Source organism: Streptomyces sp. BR123 (assembly GCF_013401435.1).
Lineage (GTDB): Bacteria > Actinomycetota > Actinomycetes > Streptomycetales > Streptomycetaceae > Streptomyces.
The window spans coordinates 1-7,187 of the sequence record NZ_JACBGN010000338.1 but is presented as its reverse complement, the minus strand read 5'-3'; the positions used below and the strand labels follow the sequence as shown (position 1 = coordinate 7,187).

Below are 7,187 nucleotides of genomic sequence, written 5' to 3'. Positions count from 1 at the left end.
GCCCCGCCCGATCCGCGCCGCTGGTGGGTCCTCGCCGTCATCGGCCTGGCCCAGCTGATGGTCGTCCTCGACGCGACCATCGTGAACATCGCCCTCCCCTCCATCCAGGCCGACCTGGGATTCACCGACCACCAGCGGCAGTGGGTGGTCACCTCGTACGCGATCGCCTTCGGCAGCCTCCTGCTGCTCGGCGGGCGCCTGGCCGACCTGATCGGACGCCGCCGGGCCTTCCTCGCCGGCCAGCTCGGCTTCGCCGCCGCCTCGGCCCTCGGCGGCGCGGCGGCCACCTTCGGCGTCCTCGTCACGGCCCGCACCCTGCAGGGCGTGTTCGCGGCCCTGCTGGCCCCGGCCGCGCTCTCGCTGCTCACCACGACCTTTTCGGCGCCCGCCGAACGCGGCAAGGCCTTCGGCGTGTTCGGGGCGCTGGCCGCCTCCGGGGGCGCGGTGGGCCTGCTCCTCGGCGGGGTACTCACCGAGCACCTGAGCTGGCGCTCGACCCTGTACGTGAACGTCCTGTTCGCGGCCGTCGCCGTCACCGGCGGCGCGCTGCTGCTGCGCCGGACGGCGCCGACCGCCCCGCCCCGACTGGACCTGCCGGGCACGGTCCTGGCCTCGACGGGGCTGTTCTGCATGGTCTACGGGCTGGCCACGGCGGGCCCGCACGGCTGGCGGTCACGGGAGCCCCTGGGCCTCCTGGCCACCGGTGCGGCGCTGCTGGCCGCGTTCGTCTGGTGGCAGCGGCGCAGCGCGCACCCGCTGCTGCCGCTGCGGATCGTCCTCGACCGGGTCCGGGCCACGGCCCTGATGTCCGTCTTGATCACGGGCGTGGGCATGTTCGGGGTGTTCCTGTTCCTGACGTACTACTTCCAGCACACCCGCGGCTACAGCCCCGCCACGACCGGCCTGGCGTTCATGCCGATGTCCGGCTGCACCATGCTCAGCGCGATCGGCAGCAACATGGGGCTGCTCGGCACGGTCGGCGGCCGGCCGCGCATCGTCACGGGCATGCTGCTCTCGGCGGGCGGGATGGCCTGGCTGTCGAACCTGTCGGCCTCGGGCCCGTACGCCGTGGAGGTATTGCCCGGCCAGATGGCGACCGGCCTGGGCATGGGGCTGATCACGGCAGCGGCCATGAACCTCGGCACGGCGGGCATCGACCCGCGGGACGCAGGCGTGGGCTCCGCGACGGTCAACGCCATGCGGCAGATCGGGGGATCGGTCGGGACGGCGCTCATGAGCACCCTGGCCGCCGGCACCTTCTCCCGCGTCCTGGCAGGCCGGCAGCCCGCGCCGGAACTGATGGCGCGGGCTGCCCTGGAGAGTTACCACACGGTGTTCACCGCCTCGGCGGCGATCTTCACCGCCGGGGCCGTGCTGACCCTGTTCCTGCTGCCGGGCGGCCTGTCCATGGAGCGCGCGCACCGCGCTCCGGGCGGCCGCCGTCCGTCAGACCCCTGAGTCCGAGGGGCGCGCCGGACGCCCGGGCGCCGCCGGCTCCTTGGGGAACGAGGAGGAGGCGGACGGCGCCGAGGGGGCGGAACCCCCGGGAACCGCAGCGGAGCCCGAGGGCGCCGTCGGCGTCGCCGGCTTGGCCTGGTTCGCGGGAGCCGCCGGGTTCACCGGGGCGGCCGGGTTCGCGGGAAGGGACGCCGAGGGGGCCGTCGGGGTCGTGGGCTCCGGAGCCACCGTGCAGTTCGCGATCGAGCTGCGGACCCGCTCGCCGGTCGAGAAGTGCTTCATCTTGCAGGAGTTGGTCCCGAGGCCGCCGTCGACCTGCCCGTAGCCGGGGCCGATGACCAGGAAGGTGTCGGCCTGGCCGCGGACCGTGTCGTTGCCCGGGCCGCCCTGGACGATGCCCGCGGACTCCGCGCCCACCGACTTCGGCTCGATGATGTCGTGCTCGCTGCCGCCGAGGACGCGGCCGCCGAGGTCGACGTTGCCCGTGCGGATGGTGTCGCTGCCGTCGTTGCCGAACACCTGGCCGCCGCCGCGCTGGTACTCGCCCGGCTCGCCCAGCACGCTGCCCGTGGTGATCTTGTCGGCGCCGTGGTCGCCGTAGACGGTGGCACCGTGCGCGGCCGTGCCCACGACCAGCGCGGTGATGATGGTGTCGTCGCCCGCGCCGCCGCGGACGGACGAGTTGCCGCCCCGCGGGTAGAGGTTGTTGACCTGGATGGTGTCGTCGCCCTCGCCGCCGAGCACCTGGGAGTCGACGACCATGCCCTTGACCCGGATGTTGTCGTCGCCTCCCATGCCGTCGATGATGACGTTCTCGACGTCGTTCTCGCACAGGATCGTGTCGGCGCCGGACGTGCCTCTCACCACCGTCATGCCGGACCGGGCCTCGACACCGTTGATGTAGCACCAGTAGGACGGCAGGGAATCGGCGGCCTGGGCGGCCGGGCCCGCCGCCAGGGCGGCAGCGGCGACGACCGTACCGGCCAGGGCGTACGTGGCGGTGCGAAGTTTGCGGCGAGTGCGCAGCATCAATTCTCCCGAGCGTGGGGGTGGGTGGTGGTGAGTGGCGCGTACGTGACGCGTGAGGTGTGGTACGTGGTGTGTGGTGGTTGGTCAGGACAGCTCGTGGCGCAGTGGCGTGAGCTGTTCGATGTCGTAGCGGGCCCGCAGTTCGCTGACCGCGGCCGGATCCGGGGAGGCGCTCGCGTCGAGCAGGGCGAGGAGCTCCTCGAAGTACCGCTCGTGGTCGGGTGGCGGTGAGGCCTGGAAGAACATGCGGGCCGACTGGCCGGTGGGGTTGGCGAAGGCGTGGGGGCAGCCTGGCGGGACCACGATGACCGTGCCGGGGGTGGCCCGTACCACCTGGCGCCCGTCGAGCGACTCCCAGTGTCGCCAGTCGTCGCCGCTGCGCACGCGCGGCTCGAACGCCATGACGTCGAGTTCACCCTCCAGGACGTAGAACAGTTCTTCGCTGCGTACGTGCCGGTGGGCCCCGACGTCGAATCCGGGTGGGACGACGACCTCGAAACTGGAGGCCACCGTGGAGTGCTCGCCGGTGACCTTGAAGGTGACCTGCTGGGCGTCGGTGTTCAGGGTGCGCCCGTGGCCGGGTGGGACCAGCAGGCCGTCACGGACGACGTGCGCGGTCATGACCAGGTCACCGGCAGGCCCTCGGGGCCGCGGATCAGCGCCCCCGGCCGCCAGCGCAGTTCGTCCGGGGGGACGGTGAAGCGGATGTCCGGGAAGCGGTCGAGCAGCGCGTCGACGAGCAGTTCGGACTCCAGGCGGGCGAGCATCGCGCCGGGGCAGAAGTGGGGGCCGTACCCGAAGGAGACGTGCGGGTTGGGGCTGCGTTCCAGGTGCAGCTCGTCGGGGTCGGGGAAGACGTCCGGGTCGCGGTTGGCGGCCAGGTAGGAGACGTAGACGGCCTCGCCGGCCTTGATGAGGTGGCCGGCGACGGTGACGTCCTCCAGGGCGATCCGGGAGAGCCCCACCGCGTTGCGGTGCGGGATGTAGCGCAGCAGCTCGTTCAGGCCCGCGGGGCGCAGGGCGGGTTCGTCGCGCAGCCTCTGCATCAGGTCCGGCCGGGTGAGCAGGATGTAGACCATGTTGCCCACGTTGTTGGTGACGGCCTCGCCGCCGATCTGGATGAGCAGGCCCAGGCCGGTGGCCTCCTCCAGGGTGACCTCGCCGTCCCGGACCGCCTGGTCGAGCAGTCCGATGACGCTGTCGTCGTGCGGCACGTCCCCGGAGCGCAGGCGTGAGGCCAGGTAGGCCAGGGCCTCGTCCTTGGCGCGTTCGCTGCGCTCGGCGCCCTGGGCGGAGGAGAGGATGAGCGAGGTCCATTCGTGGACCATGGGCCGGTCCTTCTCGGGCACGCCCATCAGCTCGCACACGACGGCGAGCGGGAAGGGCGCGAGGAGGCGCTCGGTGAGGTCGACGGGCGGGCCGTCGGCCAGGATCTGCCCGACGATGCCGTCGAGCATCTCCATGGCGCGGTGGCGGAGCCGCTCGACGCCGGTGGTGGTGAACGCGGCCGCGACGGTGCGGCGCAGCCGGGTGTGGTCGGGCGGGTCCTCGAAGCCGACCGCGCCCGGTGCGGGGATGAAGTGGGGGGCCAGCCGGGTGACGTCGTGTTCGGCGACGAGCTTGCGGCTGAACCGGGGGTCGTTGGCCACCATCCGCACGTCGTCGTACCGGCAGACGAGCCAGGCCCAGCCGGACCCGTTGGGGAGGCGGATCCGGGTGACCGGCCCCGCCTCCATGAGGCCGGCGAGGACGGGGTCGAAGTCGACCCCGTCCAGGGCCGGGGTGGGCCAGTGCGTGATGGGTGGCCGTGCGGTTGCGGGGCCGTCCTTCAGCATGCTTCGGATTCCTCCCTCACCCGGTTCCTCATTGCGAGGTCCAGCTGCCCAGTGAGATCTCTGCGGTGATGCCCGGGCCGAATCCGGCCAGCAGGCCCTTCGCGGCGTCGGCCGTGCCGTTCTCGTCGAAGAGTCGGCGCAGTGCGTCCAGGACGACGGCGCTGGCGATGTTGCCGTATTCGGTCAGTGTGGCCCGGCTGAAGCGGAATGCCTCGGGTGCCACACCGAGGTACTTGCTCAGGTCGTCGAGGATGCGCGGGCCGCCCGCGTGGATGATGTAGAAGTCCAGGGCGGCGGCGTCCCATCCGTGGGCTTTGGCCAGCTCCTTGAGGGACGGGGCGAGCGGCTCCATGGTGCCGGGCACCCGCCGGTCCAGCTTGAAGTGGAACCCGGTGGACTTGACGTCGTACATGATCCAGTCCTCTGTCCGGGGGATGATGTACGAGCTGTTGCGGTGGATCTTCATGCCCGTGCCGCCGCGGCCGCGGACGACCGCGGCGCCCACTCCGTCGCCGAAGAGGCCGTTGGAGAGCAGGTTGCCGACCTCCAGGTCGCTCGGCTGGTAGCAGAGCGAGCAGAGCTCGCAGGAGACGATCAGGGCGTTCGCCTCGGGGTACGCGGTGCAGAAGTCGTGCGCCCGGTTGACCGCCGCCCCGCCGGCCGCGCAGCCCAGCTGGGCGATGGGCAGCTGTCGGGTGTCCGTCCGGAAGCCCATCTTGTTGATCATCCAGGCGGTCAGCGAGGGCATCATGAAGCCCGTGCACGACACGTAGATGATCATGTCGATGTCCTTGGCACGCAGCTGCGCGTCCTCCAGCGCCCGCCGCACCACCGCGGGGACCCGCGCCTTGGCCTCGGACTCGTACACGGCGTTGCGCGATTCGAAACCGGGGTGCTTGAGGGTCTCCTCGATGGGCTGCACGATGTGCCGCTTCGCGACGCCGGTGTTCCGGATGAGGCGCAGGGCCAGTTCGAGCTGCGGGTGGTCCGCGTGGACGGACCGGCACAGGTCGAGGGTCTGCTCCATCGTGATCACGTGCTCGGGCACGGACACTGTTGGCCTGCACAGAGTCGCCATGGGTGGCTCTCCTTTCGTGTCTGACACAGCCTCACGGACCCCGGGCGGAAGCGCGCGCGGGACTACGGCGTTGGTGGACATGGGCCAATCCGGTGACGCTGCCGGAGGAAGGCAGCGACCGGTGTGGCGAACGGGAAGGGATGGGGAGGTCGAGATGTCCGCGGAAGTCCGTTTTTCGCGGGCTCGTGCCGCGGGGGGTGCCATCCACGCAGGGAGATGTGAACGATGACGTCAGACCCGCACACGGCCGTGGAGCCCGGGAAGGGCCCGGACACGGACGAGACGGTGCACTTCTGGAGCCTGGACGACTTCGAGGCCCTCGAGTTCGACCCGTTCCTGCACGACCGGCTGAAGGAGGGACGGGCCGCCCGGATCCAGCTGCCGTTCGGCCAGGGCAGCGCGTGGCTGATGTCCCGCTACCGCGACGTCAAGGCGGCCACGACCGACCCCCGCTTCAGCAGGGAGGAACTGGTCGGCCGGTCCGTGACCGCCTCGTCCCCGCACGCGATCGCCTCGCAGAAGGCGTCCCTCAACTACGCCGACCCGCCGCGCCTGAACAACATGCGCCGGGTGGTGGCGCGGGCCTTCACCGGCAAGGCGATGAACCGGCTCCGCCCGACGGTGCAGAAGACCCTCGACGGCCTCCTGGACACCATGGAGCAGCACGGCTCGCCCGCGGACCTCGTCGAGCACCTGCACGGCCCGCTCCCCCTCGCGGCCGTGGCGGACCTGCTGGGCATGCCGCAGGAGATGCGGGCGGGCATGACCTCCTGGGCCAACGTGGCCATGACGCCGGGCCCGGCCCCCGCCCAGAGCGTCGACGCCCTCAAGACGGTCCGCGAGACCGTCGTGGCCCTGCTCGACATGCGCCGCAAGAAGCACAGCGACGACCTCGGCGGAGTGCTCACCGCCGCCGCGGAGGCGGGCGAGATCACCGACGACGAGGCCGTCTCCCTGGCCACCGCCATCCTGGTGAGCGGTGCGCACGCGGTCCGCAACAACAGCGCCAACATGGTGTACGCCCTTCTCACCCATCCGCAGCACCTCGAACGGCTGCGCACCGAGCGGCAGCTGATCCCCCAGGCCGTCGACGAACTGCTGCGCTTCATCCCGCACCGCAGCGGAGTGGGCCTGCCGCGGATCGCGACGCGGGACGTGGAGATCGCCGGGGTCAGCATCAAGGCGGGCGAGGCGGTCTACTCCTCGTACCTGGCCGCCAACCGCGACCCCGAGGTCTTCCCCGACCCCGACACCCTGGACTTCGACCGCGGCCCGATCGCCCACATGGCCTTCGGCAACGGCCCGCACCACTGCGTCGGCTCGATGCTGGCCCGGATGGAGTCCGAGCTCATGCTGGCCACACTGCTCGACCGCTACCCGCGGCTCGCCCTGGCCGTCCCGCCCGAGCAGATCGAGTGGCAGGCCGGCGGGCTGATCCGCGGCCCCAAGTCCCTCCCGGTGTCCTGGTGATACGCCGCCACCGGATCAAGGTGGTCAAGGGCCGCCCCGACCACATAGAACTGGCGGCCCTCACGGCCGCCCTGATGGTCCTGGCGCGCACGGGCGCGATGGCCGTGCCGCATCACTCGACCCGGCGCCACCGCGCCCACTGGGACCGCAACCTGCCGTCCCCGACCGACCATCCCGTGCACTCCTGGCGCGCCCGCCCTCGGCCCCCGTTCACCCACTGAGGGCGCCGGGGCCGGACGGGTCGGCGCCGGGGCCGGCGGTGTCCGCGCCTACGCGGACGCCGCCGGAGCCGCGGGGGCGGTCGGAGCGGCCGGGGC

The 7,187-nt window shown here is 72.0% G+C and carries 7 protein-coding genes; 3 read left to right on the top strand and 4 right to left on the bottom strand.

Annotation, left to right across the window (positions count from 1 at the left end):
• Nucleotides 1–1,458: MFS transporter (locus tag HYE82_RS31945; RefSeq protein ID WP_256987955.1), on the top strand; the 1,458-nt coding region annotated here is incomplete at its 5' end.
• Here HYE82_RS31945 and HYE82_RS31940 read toward each other — a convergent pair.
• From HYE82_RS31940 to HYE82_RS31925, 4 genes are all read right to left on the bottom strand, one after another.
• Nucleotides 1,447–2,487, bottom strand: a complete 1,041-nt coding sequence (locus tag HYE82_RS31940; protein WP_179177697.1) for a hypothetical protein — start codon at nt 2,485–2,487, stop codon at nt 1,447–1,449. The two genes, HYE82_RS31945 and HYE82_RS31940, sit on opposite strands and share 12 nt — an antisense overlap.
• 84 nt (nt 2,488–2,571) lie before the next feature.
• Nucleotides 2,572–3,108 (bottom strand): cupin domain-containing protein, encoded by a 537-nt coding sequence (locus HYE82_RS31935; protein WP_179177696.1) that lies wholly within the window; start codon nt 3,106–3,108, stop codon nt 2,572–2,574.
• Nucleotides 3,105–4,322: a cytochrome P450 gene (locus tag HYE82_RS31930; protein ID WP_179177695.1), complete on the bottom strand. Its 1,218-nt coding sequence runs from the start codon at nt 4,320–4,322 to the stop codon at nt 3,105–3,107. The genes HYE82_RS31935 and HYE82_RS31930 overlap by 4 nt, the downstream gene beginning before the upstream one ends.
• A 28-nt stretch (nt 4,323–4,350) precedes the next feature.
• The gene (locus HYE82_RS31925) at nt 4,351–5,400 is read right to left on the bottom strand and encodes a type III polyketide synthase (protein WP_179177694.1); all 1,050 of its coding nucleotides are present in this window, start codon (nt 5,398–5,400) and stop codon (nt 4,351–4,353) included.
• A 225-nt stretch (nt 5,401–5,625) separates the two neighbouring features.
• Between HYE82_RS31925 and HYE82_RS31920 the strand changes: the two genes are divergently transcribed.
• On the top strand, nt 5,626–6,870 hold the full coding sequence (locus HYE82_RS31920) for a cytochrome P450 (RefSeq protein ID WP_179177693.1): 1,245 nt from the start codon (nt 5,626–5,628) through the stop codon (nt 6,868–6,870).
• Nucleotides 6,867–7,091 carry an acyl-CoA carboxylase subunit epsilon gene (locus HYE82_RS31915; RefSeq protein ID WP_179177692.1) on the top strand — a complete coding sequence of 75 codons (225 nt, stop codon included), beginning with the start codon at nt 6,867–6,869 and terminating at the stop codon, nt 7,089–7,091. The genes HYE82_RS31920 and HYE82_RS31915 overlap by 4 nt, the downstream gene beginning before the upstream one ends.
• The last annotated feature ends 96 nt before the right edge of the window (nt 7,092–7,187 follow it).